We start from the raw sequence: 20,512 nt of genomic DNA, 5'->3' as shown, positions 1-20,512 counted from the left end.
GCGAACCATGCCCTTGACATGAAGATTTTCTACTATGACAGCTTGGCTATCGCTGACCAACTTGTAACTAAGTTTATGCAGAAAATCTTGCCGTGAGTTACTAACCCGTTCGGACACTTTGGCAACAACTTTACGATATTTATTTCGAGAATTACTCCCTTTTTGTTTACGTGCTAATTTCTTTTGCTTGCGTTTCAGGTTTTTTTCATGTTTGGCAATGTGTCTGGGGTTGTCATATTTAGAAACCTTTTCGCCGTCAGTTACAACGGCGAAATGTCTCAAACCTAAATCAACACCGTAAATTTTCCCTTCTGTGACAGTAGGTTGTTCACCTTCTATTTCAGTCAAGATAGATGCCAAATATTTACCTGATGGAGTTTGGCTAACAGTGACAGTCTTGATTTTCCCTTCAATTGTTCTATGTATTTTAGCTTTGACTATCCCAAGATTTCCTGGCAATTTCAAATTACCATCGACTATTTTGACGTTTTGAGGGTACTGAATTGACTGTTTACCATGCTTAGATTTGAATTTAGGAAATCCAGCCCGTTTCTCAAAAAAGTTTTTATACGCTGTAGTTAGATGGAGAGTTGTAGCTTGCAAAACTTGGCTATAACAATCAGCTAACCAACAGGTATCTTCGGCTTTTTTGAGTTTTGGTAGAAGTGCATTGAGTGCTACTTGCCCAAGTCCCTTTCCCGTTTCTTTATAAGTTTCAATTGACTTATTTAGAGCCAAGTTCCACCACCATCTTGCACACCCAAATGTTTGTGCTAATAGTGTTTGTTGTGCTTTGGTTGGATACAAACGAACTTGGATAGCTTTGTGTAACACTCAATATCACCTCCTTGATTTATGTATCTTACTACAAGATACACTTTTCAGTAAAGTAATCAAATAAAATAATTGACAACTCCTCAATCACCCCACTCCTTAATCAACCTGATGGTTAATTAAGGAGTGGGGTGGCATCGTCGTCGTCCGGCGTAAGTCCCCACCTAAAATTCGTATAGGTGGGGACTTACGCCGATTTTGTTAAATATTCAACCCTTTGTTGCTGAAATTTGAGGTGGCTTTGCGAAAATCCAGCTAATAGCATATTTTCATAGTTGACAGATATTCTTAAGAATAAGCGACCAGTTTTTTAACAAATATAGGTCAAAGCCTTACACTGTAAGGCTTTGACCTATATTTGTAACTAACTCGGCATTTTGTGATAAGATAATATCTTTGCAAAATATCATTAATCAACAGACTGGAAAAAAGCGATCGCGCATTCGTATGTACAAGTGCAATTGAACACAAGGGAGAATTTTCAGTATACATAGATACTTTTTTCGTAAATGAGTTGCGAAGTCTAGGGTATAAAATATGAACCCGAACAAAAATATCAGCTTTCGGCTTCCTCAATCTAGATTTTTACAGTACTTAGTTAAAGTTACTTTAGTTGCGATCGCTTACTTTTTGGGGGGGAAACTGGCAGTCTTAATTCCAGGGGTAGCACTCTTAGGTTCCTCAGTATGGCCTCCCGCAGGAATTGCACAAGCTGCTTTGTTATTGCTAGGAGTGCGTTATTGGCCGGGAGTAGCTTTGGGAGCGTTTTTTTTCGATTTTTTAGGCATAAAGCCATCATTAATACTGGCATTACAAGCATCTTTTGGTACGAGTTTACAAGCTGTAGTGGCAGTATATTTGCTACGTCATCTGGGGTTTCGTACATCACTGGCTCGTTTGATAGATGTTATATATCTTGTTTTGTTCGGAGCTACTATTGCTACCCAAATAAATTCTACTTTAGGGCCACTCCGTATGGTTTTAATTGGTCTAGTTGAGTGGAATAAATATTGGGAAGTACGGTGGAATTGGTTTTTAGGGGATGCAATGGGAATCTTAATATTCACGCCATTGCTATTGATTATGTTGACCGATAAAGGTACAAGCCATTGTGAAAAAAAATCTAAAAGAATAATTCAAAATCGACTGTCATTATTTATTTGGCTGATTTTATTAGTAACAGTTAGTTGGATGGTATTTGCAGGCAGAACAGAGGCGCAAATTTCCCGTTATCCCCTGGAATATTTACCTTTTCCATTCATCATTTGGGCGGCGATTAAATTTGGTCAGCGCGGTGCTGTTTTATCTTCCTTCGTCGTATCCAGCATTGCTATATGGGGAGCATCTCAGGGAGGAGGCCCTTTTATTGCTAAGACTGACAATATCAGTCAGGCAATCATATTTTTGCAAGCTTTTATGGGAGTAATTACTATTACGTCACTATTATTAGCTGCTACAGTATCAGAACGTGCTGCATCTGAAAATTTGTTGCGTCAGAGCGAAATAAAATATCGAGAACTTGTAGAAAATGCTAACAGTATTATTCTCAAAATTGACTGTGACGGTAATTTGACATTTTTCAACGAGTTTGCTCAGAAATTCTTTGGTTTTACTGAGGAAGAAATCTTGGGTAAAAATCTGGTTGGTACGATTATTCCCCAAACAGATACAACAGGGAAAGATTTAGCAGCTATGATGAGCAGTATCTTGCAACACCCGGAGCAATATACTCACAACGAAAATGAAAATATCCGGCGCAATGGCGAACGAGTTTGGGTAGCTTGGGCTAATAAACCGCTGTTTGATTTAGCAGGAAATTTTATCGGTATACTTGCTATTGGTACGGATATCACCGAGCGCAGACAAGCGGAATTAGCGCTGCAAAAGTTAAATGAAGAATTAGAACTGAGAGTGCAAGAACGAACGGCTACTATTGCTGCTACTGAAGCTGAACTGCGAACCTTATTCGCTGCTATGACTGATATGATTTTTGTCATCGATCGCCAGGGGAATTGTCTCAAAGTAGTCTCAACAAATCCAAATATTCCGAACCAAATTAGCCCGAAACAAGTGTGTAAAAGTTTACACGATATCCTACCAAAAGCAGATGCTGATACGTTTATTAGGAATATTCGGCGTGTTTTAAATACGCAAGAAACTGCGAATTTTGAGTATAGCTTATGCCTCAGCGATCGACTGATGTGGTTTTCTGCCAATATCTCACCTCTATCGGAAGAGCGAGTGATTTGGGTGGCGCGGGATATTAGCGATCGCAAAATTTTAGAAGATAAACTACAGCAATCTTATGCAGAATTAAATGCTCTTTTAGGAGCGATGACAGATATAATTCTCGTAGTAGATGCTAAAGCTAAAGATCTGAAAGTTGCGCCGACAAATCCGGGACGTTTATACCCGTCAGATGTTGATATTATCAGCCCCACTGTTGAACAATTTTTAATTGGTGATAATGCCGAAGTTTTTTTGGAGCAAATTCAGCAAGCACTGCATACAAAACAAACAATTAATTTCGAGTATAACCTACCTGTTGGCGAATCTGAATATTGGTTTCTCGCTACGATTGCACCCGTATCTGAAGATTCGGTGATGTGGGTAGCCCGCGATATTAGCGATCGCAAACAAGCTGAATCAGCATTGCGCTTGGAAAAAGAAAAATCTGAAGAATTATTGCTCAATATTTTACCAGAACCAATTGCCAATAGACTGAAAGAAGATCAAAGCGCCATTGCCGAGAGCTTTAATGAGGTGACAATTCTATTTGCCGATTTGGTTGGCTTTACATCTCTTTCCACAAAACTTCAGCCGATCGAATTGGTTAACTTATTGAACGAAATCTTCTCTTCCTTTGACCAAATTATCGAAGAACTCGGTTTAGAAAAAATTAAAACGATTGGCGATGCCTATATGGTAGCGGGAGGATTACCGATACCTAAAATTGACCACGCTGAGGCAATCGCAGAGTTGGCATTATCCATGCTAGATATCATGCAGCAATTGCAGATTGACAGGGGGTACCAACTGCAAATTCGGATCGGCATTAACACGGGAATTGTCGTAGCTGGAGTGATTGGGAAGAAAAGATTCATTTACGATCTATGGGGCGATGCGGTTAACATTGCCAGTCGTATGGAATCGCACGGACAACCAGGACGTATACAAGTTACATCAGCAACTTACGAAAGATTGAGAGATAAATATTTGTTTGAAAATCGCGGTAAAATCCAAGTAAAAGGTAAGGGAGAAATGACTACTTATTTCCTAAAGGGAAGAAAGTCGGCTTAGAAATGGACTTGACTATTAAAATAATATTTAAGCATCTAAGTACTTATTGTTATGTTTATTTGGCTGGGAATATTTAATGTGTTTAATTTGCACGTAGGCCGAGAGAAGAAAGGTGATTTTTGCAGTTAATGTAAAGATGGCGATAATTAATATATTGTCGCCTTATCACTCTCATTATTTCCTAATGCCAAAGCGGAAATAATCCGCTACTAGCTAAATTTAAAGAAAATTTTCAGTGCAGACAGGTTCTGGAATGCACGGTCGTGGTAGCGTTGTAAAATAAGCAACCCTTGAAATACCTATTCTAGGTTGGCAATGCAAGAATCCCTGTCTACCAGACTTATCCAAACGTCTCAAAACAAATATCCAGACTGCTTGTGGATGCAATTAGAAGCAATTCCTGTCGAGTCAGGTGCAAGTGACACTTCTGCGCTTGACCTGTACTTAACGATAAACTTTGACGAGCATTGGGAACCCGTGCTTGGGGGTCGCGTCAAGTTGGGTCTCAAGGGTGGCGAACTGAGGCTAAAGCTGGAGGGTGGCGAAATACCTTTGGCATCCCGCGACCGCAAAGACTCACTTGAGCTTGCTGTTACAGAAGACAGAAAAAAGTACAAAAGTAGCGAAAATAAAAGCAGTGCAGATACTAATCCAGTAGAAATAGGATCTAGCCTCCAGGATAACTTGAATGTATCCCAAATAGCTTTTAGAAGCAATAATTCGCAGGTAAACCCTGCCTGGATTTTTGAAGTCAAGGCAGGTGAGTCGATTCTAAAGGGAGGGGTCAAAAGCGCAAAACTCTTAACCGTAAATGCGATCGAAAAATTCTGCCGAATAGAAGCTACCTTTGAAGTATCAAAGCACGATGTCTATCTGATTGATGCAGAAGGCTTATGGCGACACGACATCAGCCCAAATCAGCACGCTGTCTTAGAGCGGAAATTAGCTTTGTTTTTGTGGGAATCGAAGTTGAAGCCTTGTCTGAGTTGGGCGCAGTTATGCTACGATTGTCTGATTGTGGAAAAGGGTGATAAAACAACTGTTCCGCAAATACAAGCGCATCTACAAGAAGAGATCGATCGCATTATTGCAGCGCCAACAAAGGATTTCCTAGAACTAGCGAAAATTGCAGGTCTCGATCCGGCAATTGACTTTGCAGGGGGTAACCTGCGCGGAACTAACTTAAACGGAGTTGATTTAAGTAGTGCTAATCTCTGCCGCGCTAATCTTCGAGGTGCAGATTTGAGCGATGCAGAATTAACTGACGCTAATCTAAGCAGTGCTAACCTCAGCGGTGCAGACCTCAGCGGTGCGGATCTGGGTAATATAAATTTGAGCCATGCCGACTTGCACCTTGCCAGTTTAGCATTAGCCAACCTCAGCGGTGCCAACCTCAGCGGTGCGAATCTGGTGGAGGCAAATCTAAGCAGTGCCAATCTCGGCAGTGCCAACGTAAAGCAAGCGCGATTTGGAAAAAATGCAGGTATCTCGGAGCAAATGAAGTTAGACCTAAAGCAGCGAGGGGCAATTTTTGAGTAGTTTTCGGAAATGAGCAAAAGCCCAGATTTTCAGAGCGAGTCATCTACAAGAACGGACACATCTGTGGCAGCATGGACAAGAGAAACCAACGGGACTGGTGAGCGGTCAATTTTAAATAGCAGCTTGCTTGTTGAAGTTCAATCTCAAATATCAAATTGAAAATTTGCAATTTCAGAGTAGTGCTACCCAAATCCCCTAGCTATGCAATCCTCTCGTTTGCATAGCTAAAAAAACAAATGTCAAAAGTATGAAATAGAGCCGCGCATGATGTCAAAAATATACTTAGCTCGATCGCATACAACCAAATACCCGCAGATGAGCGACAAAAAGTATTCTCAGTAGCGAAAACTTGTGGTAAACCCGTTTTTGTGTGGCGATGATTGCAGAATTTGGAAAAGGTCTATGAGCGGTGCAGGTTGTCAACATACCAGCAAGATACGCCAATCTGTTGTGGGTCTAATGCTGTTAGCCTTATTCCCTCTGGCCTACCCGCTTCCTAGTTTGGCTCAGGTACGCCGGGGTAATGCGCCAGCAAGTCGGGGTGGAGGAATTTCAGCAGAAAGAGCTTACACTTTAGGATCTGGCGATCGCATTCAGATCGATGTATTTAATGTCCCTGAATATACTCGCGAATACCAGGTGCTGGTGAACGGCACGGTAAACCTGGCTCTGATTGGTAGCGTATCCGTAGAAGGACTGACACTCGAACAAGCTGGGGCTGTGATTTCCAATCGATACGCCCGTTTCCTCAGACGCCCGATAGTTACCGTCAGTTTGGTGGCACCGCGACCGTTGAACGTGGCGGTATCCGGGGAAGTCAATCGTCCCGGAGCTTACGTTATTTCTCTCACCGCCGCAGGTGGTGGAGTTCAACAACCAACCATAACCCAGGCGCTTACCCTCGCGGGAGGAATTACGCAGTCAGCGAACTTGCGGGGAGCGCAGGTGCGCCGGGTGACGCGAGGTGGAACGCAAACGATTAACGTCGATCTCTTCGCGCTGCTGAGAGCGGGAGACTTGCGCCAAGATATCACTTTGCGGGATGGGGACACGATCTTTATTCCCACTGCAACTAGCACAAATTTGGCCGAAGCACCCATAAAAGCAGATGCCAGCTTCGCTCCCGCGCAAAATCAACCCCTGAATGTGGTGGTGGTGGGGGAAGTAACTCGTCCCGGCCCACAGGTAGTCCAGCCAGATCAAAGCGGGGCAAGACCGAGCGTGTCGCGAGCAATTCAAGTGGCGGGGGGAGTAACCCAAACTGCGAATCTTCGCCAAGTCCAGGTACGCCGAACTACACGCGGCGGGGCAATCCAAACAATTGCGGTGAATCTGGAGCAGCTGTTGCGGGTGGGCGATCGCTCTCAGGACTTGCCTTTGCAACAAGGCGATACAGTTGTGGTTCCCACAGCAGCAAACGTCAACCCCCAACAAGCATCTCTGATCGCAAACACTAGCATCGCTCCCACTCAAACCCAAACTTTGAATATCGTCGTCGCGGGTGAAGTGACTCGTCCCGGCCCGCAGGTAGTGCCGCCAGATCAAAGCGGCACACAACCCAGGATATCGCGGGCAATTCAAGTGGCGGGTGGAATTACGCAATCTGCGGATCTGCGTCGAGTAGAGGTACGGCGAGTGACGCAACGAGGTGCAATCCAAACAATTGCGGTGAATCTGGAGCAGCTGTTGCAGGCTGGAGATCGCTCTCAGGACTTAATCTTGCAACAGGGAGATACAATTGTTATTCCTACCGCAGCTACCATAAACTTACAACAAGCATCTCAAATCGCGAATACAAGCTTTGCTCCTACACAAGCGCAAACTTTGAATATTGTGGTGGCTGGTGAAGTGATTCGTCCGGGTCCGTTAGTAATTCCGCCAGATCAAAGCGGGGCTCAAGCTACTCTATCGCGGGCAATACAAGTAGCTGGGGGAATTAGCCAATCTGCCGATCTCAGGCGCGTTCAAATCCGCCGAACTACACGCAACGGCAGAACACAAAGCATTACCGTGAATCTAGAGCAGGTGTTGGCGGCGGGCGATCGCACTCAGGATTTGATCTTGCAGCAGGGAGATGCCATTTATATTCCCCCCACATCCAGCATTAACCTCACAGAAACCGCGCAAATCGCAAGAGCTAGTTTGGCTCCCGCTCAACCTCAACCGATTAATATTGTGGTAGCGGGTGAAGTGACTCGTCCTGGGCCTTACACTGTCCAGGCAACTCAAACGGGTGCCCTACCTACCTTGTCGCGGGCACTTCAAGTGGCTGGGGGAACTACTCAATCTGCCGATATCAGCCGCATCCAGATCCGCCGCATCACCCAAAGCGGCACAGAACAATTCGCTAGTGTGGATCTCAATCAATTATTGCAGGGAGGCGATCGCCGTCAGGACTTGTACTTGCAAGAGGGAGATACTATTTTTATTCCCACTTCTACAGAAATCAATCCGGCACAATCTCTCGATATCGCATCTTCCAGCATTGCTGCCGATCCTTCTCAACCTTTAAATGTGGCTGTTGTGGGAGAAGTGCAACGTCCGGGTACTTATACGCTTCAGACGGTGAGACCGGCAGCAGGCGCACCCGGTTCTTTACCTTCGTTCGCCGGTTTGCCTACCGTGTCCCAGGCAATTCAACTGGCAGGGGGAATCACTCAAACTGCGGATATTCGGCGGATCGAGGTGCGTCGCAACACGCGAGCGGGGTATCAACAAATTCTGGCGGTGAATTTCTGGCAGCTGTTGCAGGGGGGCGATCGCACTCAAGATGTGGTATTGCAGCAGGGAGATACAATTTTTATACCCGCTGCCACGGATATCAACCCAGCAGAAGTTGCTCAAACAGCTATTTCCAGTATTGCTCCGGCTACCATTAGAGTCAATGTGGTCGGAGAGGTTGCCAGACCGGGAGTTTTACAGGTGCCACCCAATACACCCTTGAACCAAGCTATCCTGACAGCGGGAGGATTTAACGTTCGCGCTCGCCGGAGTTATGTGGATTTGCTTCGCCTCAATCCTAACGGTACAGTTTCTCGTCGAGGTATACGGCTAGATTTTGCCAAAGGAATTAGCGAGGAAAGCAATCCCATTCTCCGGGATAACGATGTGGTTGTGGTGCGTCGCTCTTCCTTGGCTAGCATTTCCGATACTTTGGGAACAGTCTTAAGTCCGGTAGGCAATTTCTTCAATCTATTCAACTTCTTCAGAATATTTGGGAGCTTTTAATAGTTATTTGTCAGATGTCAGCTGTCAGATTTTTAAATTATTTTTCTAATGACAGCTGATAGTTGACCGCTAACCGCTAACCAATAAATAGGGGACAAAATGAAGATTAAACCATATTCTCAGCCAATAATGCCGAACAATAATGGCAGACAGTTTCAGCAATTGCCTCCGCCAATCTTTGCAGAACAAGGATATGAGGATGAGGGCAGCAAATTGGATGTCCGCCAGATGTTGGGAGTTTTGCGTCGCCGAGCGCTTGTGGTTGCTAGTGTCGCGATCGCAGTTGCTTCTACCGTTGGGATGCGAACTTGGAACAGTCCGCCTCTGTATCAAGGTAGCTTTCGAGTTTTAGTGGAACCGATCACAGCTGAAACAAAAGTGGCGCAAACTTTCGGTGCGATCGTCTATTCTAGTTTGGATTACGATACTCAAACTGAGGTTTTACGCAGTCCCAGCGTTTTGAATCCTATTGTTGAGCAAATTAAAGCAAAGTATCCAGAAATAAATTACGATTCTCTCATCGGTAGTTTAATAATTACCCGCTTGGGACAAACCAAGATTATCGAGGTGCGTTACCAAGATATGGACGCCAACAAAGTAAAAGATATCTTGCAGCAAGTCGCGGAAGGATATTTGGCTTACAGTCGCGTACAGCGACAAAGCGATGTTCGCGAAGGCATTCAATTTGTCCAAGAACAACTGCCAAATTTGCGCTTGCGAGTTGACACGCTGCAAGCAAAATTGCAAAGGTTTCGCCAACAGTATAACTTTATCGATCCGGAAACGAAAGCTCAAGAACTTTCCGGTCGCCTCAACAATCTGAGTCAAGAAAAAGTCACCACTAAAACTAAGCTGGATGAGATGCAATCTCTCTACACCATCTTGCAGGGTCAGCTAGGACTAAAGCCAGATGAAGCAATTTTAGCATCGGCCCTCAGCGAAGCATCTCGCTATCAAAAATTACTAAACGAACTTCAGGATGTAGAAACTAAACTCGCTGTAGAATCAGTCAGATTTACAGATGAAAATCCCACTATACAGGCGCTAAAAGAGCAAAGACAAAAATTGCTTCCCTTAATTAATCAAGAAGCACAAAAGGTCTTGGGAAATAATATTTCCACCGCAACTGTAAATAGAGAAAGGCTTACATACCAAAATTCAATCCGCTTATCTCTGACTCAGCAATTTGTTGAAGCAACCAACCAAATTAAAGTTTTAGAGGTTCGCAATAAAGCTTTAGATCGAGCAGAAGCATCATTGATACAGGAATTCAAAGAAATGCCCATCCGGGCGCGTGAGTATACAGATTTAAAGCGCGACTTACAGGTTTCTACCGAAAGTTTACTGAGATTTCTCTCAACTCGCGAATCACTAGAAATTGAAGCTGCTCAAAAGGCTACTCCTTGGCAACTGATCAGCAAAACAGAATCGGCAATTCCCATTTCTCCCAGCAAACATCGCAATATAATGCTGGGGGTAGTGGCTGGATTACTATTAGGTGCTGGCGCAGCTTGGTTAGCAGAAATGCTCGATAGTGTGTTTCACTCTGTTGACGAGCTAAAAGACAGAACTGGAATGCCGATTTTGGGCATTGTTCCCTACAACAAATCAGTCAAAAAACTTGTTCCTGTCGCTCAAGCAGCAGGTTTACTTCGAGGAGAAAATCAAGATGCGATCGTTGAGGATAATAATTTGCGGCGTTACAATGCTTCTCCATTTGTGGAAGCATTTCGCTCTCTCTATACCAATGTCCGCCTGCTAAGTACCGATTTGCCTGTGCGTTCTTTAGTGATTAGTTCGTCTACACCGGCAGAAGGTAAAACGGTAGTAGCTTTGAACTTAGCTCAAGCAGCAGCAGCTATGGGTCAGCGGGTGTTGTTGGTGGATGCTGATTTGCGTCGTCCTCAAGTTCATCAAAGATTGGGTTTAACTAATATGAGGGGGTTAAGCAATCTCATTTCCGCAGAGGATTTAACTATTAATGATGTGATTCAGCAATCACCTGTGGAGGAAAATTTATTTGTGATGACTTCCGGTCAGGTGCCACCCGATCCTACGAGATTGCTATCCTCTGAAAAGATGCAGAATATCATGGGGCAGCTTCAAACATCCTTCAATTTGGTTATTTACGATACTCCCCCTCTGCAAGGTTTCGCAGACGCTAATATCTTGGCTACGACTACAGATGGTGTGGTGTTGGTTGTAGGATTGGGTAAGACCGATCGCTATCCTTTGATGCAGGTAATAGAAGGTTTGAGACTTTCTGGTACAACGGTTTTAGGTATGGTTGCCAATGGTGTGAAAAAGCATACGATTCGCTGGCATGATTCTTATAACCGTTACTACACGACTCAACCAAATCGCGATCGATTGAGGAATCGGGCCTAGAGCGCCAGTTCATTAATAGCTATTGACAAAAGAAACATTATGTGATAATAAATGGCGACTTCGGGAGGGCGAAGCATGAGGGGAGAAAGGTTGTTGACGATCGCGATCGCGATCGATTGTCGCCCTTATGCTTCGTCCCTACACAATACATCCGATCGCTTTTTTGCGGTTGCTGAGATGACGGAGAATTAAGCGCAATGCTGGGCGCAAAGATAAGGTTTTTTCCCATTTCATTCCTATTGCGAAATCACTTAAATCCCGATCGGGAAAATCGCATTCTGTTAAGCTGCGACGCATCTTAAGTTGTATAAATGGGGCGGCGGCGATGCCCACCCCACAAGAGTTTCACATTCTTGCAATTATTAAAACTATCTGGCGTCACAGCTTAGCCAATGTCTTGGCGATGTTCTTTATATGTTATAATTAGGAATTGTTTTTTTATCTATTATTTGAGATTATGGAACCTTTATTGACAGCTGCATTAGCGTTAGGAACAGTCGTCGGCACGAAAGCCTTAGAGAAAACAGGCGAAAAAGTTGGTGAAACATTATGGGATAAAACAAAACAATTCTTAACAAATCTTAAGCAAGAAAGTCCCACTACAGTAACGGCGATCGAACATACACCCCCTAAGTCCCTAAATTATAGTGAAATCATTTCAGCGATTCAAGCCGCAGCCGAAAAACGACCAGAATTAAGGGCACAAATTCAAGAGTTAGCAGCATTAGGGCAACAGGAACCTAAACTGATGCCCTATATTCAAGAGGCGAAACAATGGAATTATCAAAAATCTATTGTTAATCAAATGCAGGATAATTACGGTGTCATTGCTGAAAAAATTGATAAAAATGTTCAAATTAAAACGGTTCAAGGAGATGTACATATTTAGATAGAATAACCCGAATATTGACGGCAGTGGATTGATGTTAATTGCTACCGGTTAACTGCTAATGCTATGAATGATAATTACGGGGTTAACGCCAAAAATATTGAGACAAGTATTCAAATACAAAGGGTTGATGGCAGTGTAACAATAGGTGTCACACCGAAAAATACACCAAAACCTATTGATATTGACTGGCGCGAAATCTGTCAAAAAGCATTAGCAGAAAGACAAAAACTCACCACTAATCCCCTCACCACTGGTGACGGGGTAGAGTTTACTTTTGATGATATTTATGTGCCTTTGGGATTGGTGGAAAAGGTAAAGAAAGAAAAACCCCCTGGTGAGGTTTCCCCAGAAGAAGGTTCGCAATTTTATCAGCCAGAAAGGATAGAACAAGAGAAAGAAAAGGAAGAAAAAGAAAAGGAAGAACAGAAGAAAGAATATGAAGTTGTCACCCGCACTTATAAAAATGATGAGTTTTTCGCCCAAGTGCTGAAACAGGGGCAAAGTCCGAAAAGTCAAGGGCGCAAGTTAGCGGTGACGGGGGAACCAGGGGCGGGGAAAACCACCCTATTACAGAAAATAGCCCAATGGGTAGCAGCAGAGACAGAGGGGGATGTAGCAATTTGGGTGTCTTTGGCAGATTTGCAAGGGCGAAGTGTTGAGGATTACCTGCTGCAAAAGTGGCTTAAGGATGATGCTCTGAAGACGGTGCGGGTAACGCAGGAAATGGAAGATGCGCTGGAATCGCTGTTTAAGAGTGGGCGCGTGTGGCTGTTGCTGGATGGGGTGGATGAAATGGCGGCGGGTAGCAATCCCTTGGCGACGGTAGCTAATCAGATTAGTAGTTGGGTTGCTTCAGCGCGAGTGGTGGTGACTTGTCGCCAGAATGTCTGGGATGCGGGGAAAAATGCACTAGAAGGGTTTGATGTTTATCGCAATCTCGATTTTGACTACCCGGAGGGGGTGAGGCAATTTATTCATGGCTGGTTTGCGCGTCACCCAGAGTTAGGGGAGCGGTTGCTGGCAGAATTAGCCAAAGATGGAAAAGAGCGGATTCGGGATACGGTGCGAAATCCCCTGCGGTTGGTGCTGTTGTGTCGCGCTTGGCAAATTCGTCAGGGAAGTTTACCGGAAACCAAAGCGGGGCTTTATGGGCAGTTTGCCAAGGCGCTGTATGAGTGGAAGCAGGAGAAATTTCCCACGACTTCCCAGCAGCGAAGGGATTTGAATGCAGGGTTGGGAAGGTTGGCATTGCGGGGGATGGAGCAATCTGAGTCTCGGTTTCGGTTAAGGGAAGGTTTGATAACGGAGATTTTGGGAGAAACTGATGAGCCGTTGTGTCAGTTGGCGTTGCAGTTGGGTTGGCTGAATTTGGTAGGGGTGGCGGTGGAAAATCCCGGTGAGCGGGTTTATGCGTTTTATCATCCGACGTTTCAGGAGTATTTTGCAGCGTTGGCGGTGGATGATTGGGGTTATTTTTTGCATCATGTACCGGATAATCCGAGTTTGGGAACTTATCGGATTTTTGAGAAGCAGTGGAAAGAGGTGATTTTGCTCTGGTTTGGGCGGGGGGATGTGGAGAAGGAGAAGAAAGAGGCGTTTATTGAAAAGTTGATCAATTTTGATGATGGTTGTGGTGAGTGGGATTATTGGAAAGTGGATAAAGGTTTCTATGAGTATCGTGCCTATTTTCTCGCGGGGGCAATAGTTCCTGAATTTAAAGATAGTTGTTTGGCTGATGAAATTGTTAATCAACTTGTAAAATTGAGCGTTGAGAAATTAGGTTGGATAAATGAAGATGCAAAAGTAGCCTTGTCAGAGACGATTAAAAAGTCTGCAAGTAAGAAATTAACTGAACTACTAACTAAGACGAAAAGTTCATGGGATAAAGAACCCATCGCTGAGTGTTTAGGGTTAGTTGGTTTTGGCGATCAAAATGCTATTGCAGCATTATTGAATCTGTTGAAGACTGAAGACAATACCTCTGTTAGAGAGAAAGCGGAGGAAATTTTTAATAAAATCGCGGTGGGAAATGAGCATAAAATAAATCATTTAATCCGACTGCTTAATGAAGATTCTGATGAATCTACCCGGAGGGAAGTTGCCAATAAGTTGGATAAAATAGCAGTGGGAAATGAACAGGAAATCAATCATTTAATCCGGCTGCTTGATGAAACTTATAATGAATCTACCCGTAGGAGGGTTGCCAATAATTTGGGTAATATCGCAGTGGGAAATCAGCAGGCAATCAATCGTTTAATCCGACTGCTTGATGAAACTTCTAATGAGTCTACTCATAGGAGGGTTGCCAATAATTTGGGTAATATCGCAGTGGGAAATCAGCAGGCAATCAATCGTTTAATCCGACTGCTTGATGAAAATTCTAATGAATCTGCCCGTAGGAGTGTTGCCAATATTTTGGGTAAAATTGCGGTGGGAAATGAGCCATCAATCAATCGTTTAATCCTATTGCTTGATGAAACTTCATCTGAAGATACTTGTTGGATTGTCGCTTTAAATTTGGGTAAAATAGCAGCAGGAAATCAAAGTGTGATTGCTCGTTTAATCCAGTTGCTTTATGAAACTTCTAGTCATTATACCCGTATGATAGTTTTGAATAGTTTGGGTAAAAGAGTAGTGGGAAATGAGCAGGCAATCAATTGTTTAATCTGACGGCTTGATGAAACTTATGATGAATCTACCAGGATGAGTGTTGCCGAGAGTTTGGGTAAAATAGCAGTGGGAAATGAGGGGGCAATCAATCGTTTAGTCCGACTGCTTGATGAAACTTATGATGAATCTACCCGGAGGGAAGTTGTCGATAGTTTGGGTAAAATAGCAGTGGGAAATGAGGGGGCAATCAATCGTTTAGTCCGACTGCTTGATGAAACTTATTATGAATATAAACGGTGGAAAGTTGCCGATATTTTGGTTAAAATAGCAGTGGGAAATGAGGGGGCAATCAATCGTTTCATCCGACTGCTTGATGAAACTCATGATGAATATAAACGGTGGAAAGTTGCCGAGAGTTTGGGTAAAATAGCAGTGGGAAATGAGGGGGCAATCAATCGTTTAGTCCGACTGCTTGATGAAACTCATGATGAATATAATCGGTGGAAAGTTGCCTATATTTTGGGTAAAATAGCAGTGGGAAATGAGGGGGCAATCAATCGTTTCATCCGACTGTTTAATGAAACTTATGATGATGATACCCATAGGAAAGTTGCCAATATTTTGGGTAAAATCATAGTAAATAAACAGCAACATTTGCAGGTAATTTCCAGTCTTAAACCCAAGTTAAAACATAAATTTAACAATAAAAATACATTTAACCTTGACGAAGAATTCTACAAACTACTCTGGAAATGCGCCCAAAACCTCACATACCCAGAATTTTATACGGCATGGCATCACCAAGAAACACCAATACAAACTTCTACACCAACACCCCAAAGTAACCTTTGGCAAAAGCTATGGCAATACTTAAACCGCCCAATATTTTAATATCAAACTTACCCCGTGCTTATCAAAATTCAATCCCTAGCAGATGAAACAGACACCAGCGCTATTTACCAAGAACTTTGCACCCTAATTTACTCCCTCACACTCCCCTATACAGACATCCCCACTGTCAACAACTTTAATGAATAAAATCACCTTTCAGTGGGATGAAGAAAAAACAAAATTAATCAACAAAAGCATGGGATTTCTTTTGAAGAAGCTGAATCCGTTTTCTTTGATGATTATGCAGTGCAATTTTGGGATGAAGAACACTCTCAAGATGAAGAACGTTTTCTACTTCTGGGTCTAAGCTCTAAAATGAGAATATTACTTGTAGTTCATTGTTTTAGAGAAGCAGATTCTGCGATCCGAATCATATCAGCCAGAAAAGCTACTAAAAATGAAAGTAAAGAATATAGCAGATAAACCAATGGAATCAGAATACGATCTTTCAAAAATGAAGAGAAGACCTAATCCTTTTGCCAAACAGTTGAAACAACAAGTCACGATTTCTCTGGGAATTGATGTGATAGAATATTTTGAAATGATGGCTCAAGAAAAAGGGATATCTTATCAGGAGCTAATTAATCTTTATTTGCAAGATTGTGTGGCTTCTGGGCGGAAATTATCTGTCAATTAGCCTAAAGGAAAATATAGGCGAGCCGATGCTAAAGTGGGTTTACAGATTCTCTGGATTACCGATGAACCCCTAGAAGCACTTTTACACCTGATGAAAAACTGTTGCTGAAAAGCAGATATTTTAACAGAAATCCGGTTTTTATTTCACGGCGCGATCGCTCTCAAATCTAAACTTTATTAAACCATCATCAAATATGATATAATTAACGTCAACCGACTTCAGTAAAAACACATGAAAGCCGTTGAAGTAACAGGAACCATCGACGAAAAAGGTCAATTATCCCTCGATCGACCTATCGAAAACTTCGCTCTCAGTCGCGTGCGAGTTATCGTACTTTTTCCGGAAGTAACAGAAGAAGCTGAAATCGATCCTGATGATACCCCCATTGCAGAAGTAAAAGCCAGTCTCAGGAGAGCATTGCAAGAAGCAAAAACAGGTCAGCGCATACCCCTTTCTGAAATGTGGGAGGGAATAGATGTCGAATGATACGCCTTTTGTACAAATTGATTTAACACCTGAGTAGAAACGGAATTTGCGGGAATTATCGAACAACTACAAGGTGGTAATTTTATAGGCGATCGCATCCCCGGAATAGGTGAGGAATATGTCATTTTCAAGGTGAGAGTCAAAAATAGCGACATCCAAAAAGGGAAAAGCGCAGGTTATCGACTTATCTATCAAGTGGAATCAGCGACGAGCGTACTTCTATTAACAATTTACTCTAAATCAGAGCGAGAAGATATCAGTTATAACGAGATTCGCAGTATCTTAGCTGAGTTCGAGGGCGATGAATAAATATGGACTGTGGGTTGATAATTGGGTAAGTCGATCGAGTTATTTTAGTTCGATATGAAAACTCTTATAGAAAGATAGAGATTTAGAGATTCGGTGTATCCTTACAAGGAGTATCACCTAAGCAAAACTCGATGACAAATCAGCCCTTTTCCCCACAAATTCCCAACATTGCCTGGAAGCGTGCGATCGGTTTAGGTTGGGACAACCCCTACAAAGTTCGCTTAGCCAGCAATCTAGATGATGGCCCTTGGCACGGTTCGCCGTTGGGCGGTTTTGGCGCGGGTTGTATCGGTCGTTCGTCGCGGGGAGATTTTAACCTCTGGCAAATTGATGGGGGAGAACATATATTTCAGAACTTCCCTGCTTGCCAATTCAGCGTATTTGAAGAGACAGAAAAAAGCAAGCAAGCTTATGCTTTGTGTACGGAATCTCCTACTGATGGTACTTTGTCTGCTTGGAAATGGTATCCAACTTCTGGTATTAGCAGTCAGCAGTCAGCAGTCAGCGACAATTTGCCACAACAACAGACAACTGACACAGGCGAGACGCCTGCGCCACAACAACAGACAAATACAGGAAATTATTATGCTCTATATCCGCGCAGTTGGTTTGTTTACGAGAATGTATTTCAGGCTAATTTAATTTGCGAACAATTTTCACCAATTTGGGCGGGAAATTATCAGGAAAGTTCTTATCCGATCGCAATTTTTGAATGGACTGCCCACAACCCTACAGATAAGCCAATTACTATCAGTATAATGCTGACTTGGCAAAATATGGTGGGTTGGTTTACTAATGCGATTAAAAAACCCCAGGTCACTGTTCGCGATGATGGTAGTCCGGTTTACGAATACCAACCGCGCATAGGCGATAGCACGGGAAATTTCAATCAATGGGTTGAAAATGAATTTCGACGAGGTTGCGTGCTGGATCGCGGTCGTCCCGATATTTATGATGTGAAAGAGGGAGAAGGACAGTGGGCGATCGCAACTTTGGCTAACCCAGCAATAGAAGTATTTTATCACTCTCGCTGGAATCCAGTTGGCGATGGTGCGGATGTCTGGCAAAGTTTTGCGGCGGATGGTTCTTTACCCGATCGCGAAAATGAAAAACCCTGTGCTGAGGGGGAACAAATAGCAGCTGCGATCGCAGTTCGTTTTACGATTAGACCGGGTAAAACTCGCAAAATTCCGTTTATATTAGCTTGGGATTTGCCGATTACCGAATTTGCGGCTGGAATTGAATATTACCGACGCTATACAGATTTCTTCGGTCGCAATGGGAAGAATGCTTGGTCGATGGTTCGTACAGCATTAAAACATTACGAAGTTTGGCGAGAAAGAATAGAAGTTTGGCAACAACCAATTCTCGATCGCCAGGATTTGCCTACTTGGTTTAAGATGGCTTTATTCAACGAACTTTACGACTTAACAAGCGGTGGTACCCTGTGGACAGCAGCTTCCGAGAACGATCCGATCGGTCAGTTTGGGGTACTAGAGTGCATAGATTATCGTTGGTATGAAAGTTTAGATGTGCGTCTTTACGGTTCGTTTCCCGTCATAATGCTTTGGCCGAAATTAGATAAAGCGGTGTTAGAAGCATATGCGAGAGCTATTTCTACCAGCGATGATACTCCTAGAATTATCGGTTACAACAACGCATCGGCTATCCGCAAAGCTGTCGATGCAACGCCGCACGATTTGGGTGCGCCGAACGAACATCCTTGGGAGAAAACTAACTATACCAGCTATCAAGATTGCAATTTGTGGAAGGATTTATCTTGCGATTTTGTCTTGCAGGTTTATCGCTATTTTGTGTTTACGGATAAGACTGATATCGAGTTTTTGCAGGATTGTTGGTCAAGTATAGTGCAGACGCTTGCTTATCTGAAAGAGTTCGATCGCGATGGCGATGGTATCCCGGAAAATTCTGGTGCGCCGGATCAGACTTTTGATGATTGGCGTCTGCGAGGAGTTAGTGCTTATTGTGGGGGGTTGTGGTTGGCGGCGTTGGAGGGTGCGATCGCGATCGGCCAAATTTTAAGGGAGAGGGGATTGGGGATGACAATGACAGGCGGGACGCCTGTTCCACAAGAAGAGATTCAAGAAGCGATCGATACTTATAAAGGTTGGTTGGCGAAAGCGCGATCGATCTATCAGGAAAAACTTTGGAACGGTCAATATTACAAACTCGATAGCGAAAGCGGTTCCGATGTCGTAATGGCAGATCAATTGTGCGGTCAATTTTACGCACGTTTGCTGGGATTGCCAGATATTGTACCGAATGAATGCGCTCTCCTAGCGCTCAAAACCGTTTACAATTCCTGCTTTTTGAAATTCCAGGACGGTAAATTAGGCGCTGCTAACGGTCTCAAACTCGATGGTTCTCCCGAAAAACCCGATGCTACTCATCCTTTGGAAGTTTGGACGGGAATTAATTTTGGTTTGGCAGCTTTTCTTGTGCAAATGGGAATGAAAGATGAAGCCTTCCAACTTACAGAAGCTGTGGTCAGCCAAATATACGAAAATGGTCTGCAATTTCGGACACCGGAAGCGATTACCTCTGTGGGTACTTTTCGCGCCAGTTATTACTTACGAGCGATGGCAATTTGGGGAATCTACCATGTTTTGACAACCTAAAGCTAGGGATTAGCTAATCTATTCGTAGGTTGGGTTGAACGGTAGTGAAACCCAACAAACCTGGTAAGCTAGCATGGGTTGTGGATGTTTTGATATTTTGTAGGGGCGAAGCATTCGGGCGATAATTTATTAGTCATAACCGAAGATTTTATATCCGAATGCTTCGCCCTGCCGAGGTTTCTATAGGCTACACACCTTATTTATTTTGTCAACCTCTTTTACTGGACTGGCGCTCTAAATCTGGCGCTAAAGCGCAACAACGTACCTAATAGTCAAGTTTCCCCCTCAACTTATTTACTCTTTTGTTGCCAAAACATCAGAAATTGAATGAATAGAACCAAAAACCATAGAAATAGAAACCCAGCCGAATCGCTTGGGGGCAATTCAACAGCGCAAATCGGCTGTTGATGGGATTGAAAGTGAGGGTCAAATCCCATCACGAGTTCAATTTTTTCAGTAGCATCTAAAATTATTCTGTTTTTTATGGTATCCATAATTTGACCTCTCTATTTGTTTGGGAAATTACAACCTTTCCGGCTGATACTTTCACTATAAAAAAGTTGATTTAGTCGCCAATAGCTTCTATATAGTTGTTTTGATGCTGAATTAGTTTATCTAGTTGAAATAGTTGAAATAGCCCAAATAGTTGAAATAGTTCTTGAGGGAATTTGGCGCTTTAGCGCAACAACGTACCTGAAGAACGTGATATATTGAAAGAAAGTTTCAGAAACCGGGTTTCTCCTTCTTTGCATCGCCAGA

13 protein-coding genes and 1 pseudogene are annotated in these 20,512 nt (G+C 43.3%); 12 read left to right on the top strand and 2 right to left on the bottom strand.

Translation table 11 applies throughout. The features are described 5' to 3' along the window. On the bottom strand, nt 1-834 hold an 834-nt coding region (locus tag ACE1CD_RS35340; protein WP_374794393.1), incomplete at its 3' end, for an RNA-guided endonuclease InsQ/TnpB family protein. Between the two features lie 537 nt (nt 835-1,371). Between ACE1CD_RS35340 and ACE1CD_RS35335 the strand changes: the two genes are divergently transcribed. The 12 genes and pseudogenes from ACE1CD_RS35335 to ACE1CD_RS35280 all read left to right on the top strand — a co-directional run bounded on the left by ACE1CD_RS35335 (nt 1,372) and on the right by ACE1CD_RS35280 (nt 19,753). Continuing rightward, entirely contained in the window at nt 1,372-4,134 is a 2,763-nt protein-coding gene (locus ACE1CD_RS35335) for an adenylate/guanylate cyclase domain-containing protein (protein ID WP_374794392.1), read from the top strand. A gap of 315 nt (nt 4,135-4,449) precedes the next feature. Next, complete coding sequence (locus ACE1CD_RS35330; RefSeq protein ID WP_374794391.1) at nt 4,450-5,673, top strand: pentapeptide repeat-containing protein; 1,224 nt, start codon at nt 4,450-4,452, stop codon at nt 5,671-5,673. A 402-nt stretch (nt 5,674-6,075) separates the two neighbouring features. Continuing rightward, on the top strand, nt 6,076-8,901 hold the full coding sequence (locus ACE1CD_RS35325; RefSeq protein ID WP_374827764.1) for an SLBB domain-containing protein: 2,826 nt from the start codon (nt 6,076-6,078) through the stop codon (nt 8,899-8,901). Between the two features lie 99 nt (nt 8,902-9,000). Then, nucleotides 9,001-11,289, top strand: coding sequence for a GumC family protein (locus tag ACE1CD_RS35320; protein WP_374827762.1), 2,289 nt, complete (start codon nt 9,001-9,003; stop codon nt 11,287-11,289). Between the two features lie 457 nt (nt 11,290-11,746). Beyond that, nucleotides 11,747-12,178 (top strand): hypothetical protein, encoded by a 432-nt coding sequence (locus ACE1CD_RS35315; protein ID WP_374827761.1) that lies wholly within the window; start codon nt 11,747-11,749, stop codon nt 12,176-12,178. 66 nt (nt 12,179-12,244) lie between these two features. Next, on the top strand, nt 12,245-14,851 hold the full coding sequence (locus ACE1CD_RS35310) for an NACHT domain-containing protein (protein ID WP_374827760.1): 2,607 nt from the start codon (nt 12,245-12,247) through the stop codon (nt 14,849-14,851). Nucleotides 14,852-14,872: 21 nt separating this feature from the next. Next, nucleotides 14,873-15,295: pseudogene (locus ACE1CD_RS35305) on the top strand (HEAT repeat domain-containing protein); the annotation flags it as partial. Between the two features lie 30 nt (nt 15,296-15,325). Further along, nucleotides 15,326-15,682: a hypothetical protein gene (locus ACE1CD_RS35300; RefSeq protein WP_374827768.1), complete on the top strand. Its 357-nt coding sequence runs from the start codon at nt 15,326-15,328 to the stop codon at nt 15,680-15,682. 180 nt (nt 15,683-15,862) lie between these two features. Then, the gene (locus tag ACE1CD_RS35295; RefSeq protein WP_374827766.1) at nt 15,863-16,105 is read left to right on the top strand and encodes a BrnT family toxin; all 243 of its coding nucleotides are present in this window, start codon (nt 15,863-15,865) and stop codon (nt 16,103-16,105) included. Then, complete coding sequence (locus tag ACE1CD_RS35290) at nt 16,080-16,319, top strand: CopG family antitoxin (RefSeq protein ID WP_374827759.1); 240 nt, start codon at nt 16,080-16,082, stop codon at nt 16,317-16,319. The genes ACE1CD_RS35295 and ACE1CD_RS35290 overlap by 26 nt, the downstream gene beginning before the upstream one ends. A gap of 231 nt (nt 16,320-16,550) precedes the next feature. Continuing rightward, nucleotides 16,551-16,805, top strand: a complete 255-nt coding sequence (locus ACE1CD_RS35285) for a hypothetical protein (RefSeq protein WP_374827757.1) — start codon at nt 16,551-16,553, stop codon at nt 16,803-16,805. A gap of 440 nt (nt 16,806-17,245) precedes the next feature. Next, a complete protein-coding gene (locus ACE1CD_RS35280) occupies nt 17,246-19,753 on the top strand; it encodes a GH116 family glycosyl hydrolase (RefSeq protein ID WP_374827756.1) in 2,508 nt (835 codons plus the stop codon). 290 nt (nt 19,754-20,043) lie between these two features. On the opposite strand, the gene ACE1CD_RS35275 is transcribed toward ACE1CD_RS35280, so the two are convergent. Continuing rightward, on the bottom strand, nt 20,044-20,247 hold the full coding sequence (locus ACE1CD_RS35275) for a hypothetical protein (protein WP_374794376.1): 204 nt from the start codon (nt 20,245-20,247) through the stop codon (nt 20,044-20,046). Nucleotides 20,248-20,512 lie beyond the last annotated feature (265 nt).

The sequence above is a fragment of the Aerosakkonema sp. BLCC-F183 genome (assembly GCF_041929145.1).
Classification (GTDB): domain Bacteria; phylum Cyanobacteriota; class Cyanobacteriia; order Cyanobacteriales; family Aerosakkonemataceae; genus Aerosakkonema.
The sequence above is the reverse complement of the archived record's forward strand: the minus strand, read 5'-3'. Positions and strand labels throughout refer to the sequence as shown.

Bases quoted from the DNA above. Each gene is read 5' to 3' on its own strand.
- ACE1CD_RS35290 (WP_374827759.1), top strand. From the start codon at position 16,080: ATGAAAGTAAAGAATATAGCAGATAAACCAATGGAATCAGAATACGAT.
- ACE1CD_RS35280 (WP_374827756.1), top strand. From the start codon at position 17,246: ATGACAAATCAGCCCTTTTCCCCACAAATTCCCAACATTGCCTGGAAG.
- ACE1CD_RS35310 (WP_374827760.1), top strand. From the start codon at position 12,245: ATGAATGATAATTACGGGGTTAACGCCAAAAATATTGAGACAAGTATT.
- ACE1CD_RS35275 (WP_374794376.1), bottom strand. From the start codon at position 20,247: ATGGATACCATAAAAAACAGAATAATTTTAGATGCTACTGAAAAAATT.
- ACE1CD_RS35315 (WP_374827761.1), top strand. From the start codon at position 11,747: ATGGAACCTTTATTGACAGCTGCATTAGCGTTAGGAACAGTCGTCGGC.
- ACE1CD_RS35335 (WP_374794392.1), top strand. From the start codon at position 1,372: ATGAACCCGAACAAAAATATCAGCTTTCGGCTTCCTCAATCTAGATTT.
- ACE1CD_RS35285 (WP_374827757.1), top strand. From the start codon at position 16,551: ATGAAAGCCGTTGAAGTAACAGGAACCATCGACGAAAAAGGTCAATTA.
- ACE1CD_RS35330 (WP_374794391.1), top strand. From the start codon at position 4,450: ATGCAAGAATCCCTGTCTACCAGACTTATCCAAACGTCTCAAAACAAA.
- ACE1CD_RS35320 (WP_374827762.1), top strand. From the start codon at position 9,001: ATGAAGATTAAACCATATTCTCAGCCAATAATGCCGAACAATAATGGC.
- ACE1CD_RS35325 (WP_374827764.1), top strand. From the start codon at position 6,076: ATGAGCGGTGCAGGTTGTCAACATACCAGCAAGATACGCCAATCTGTT.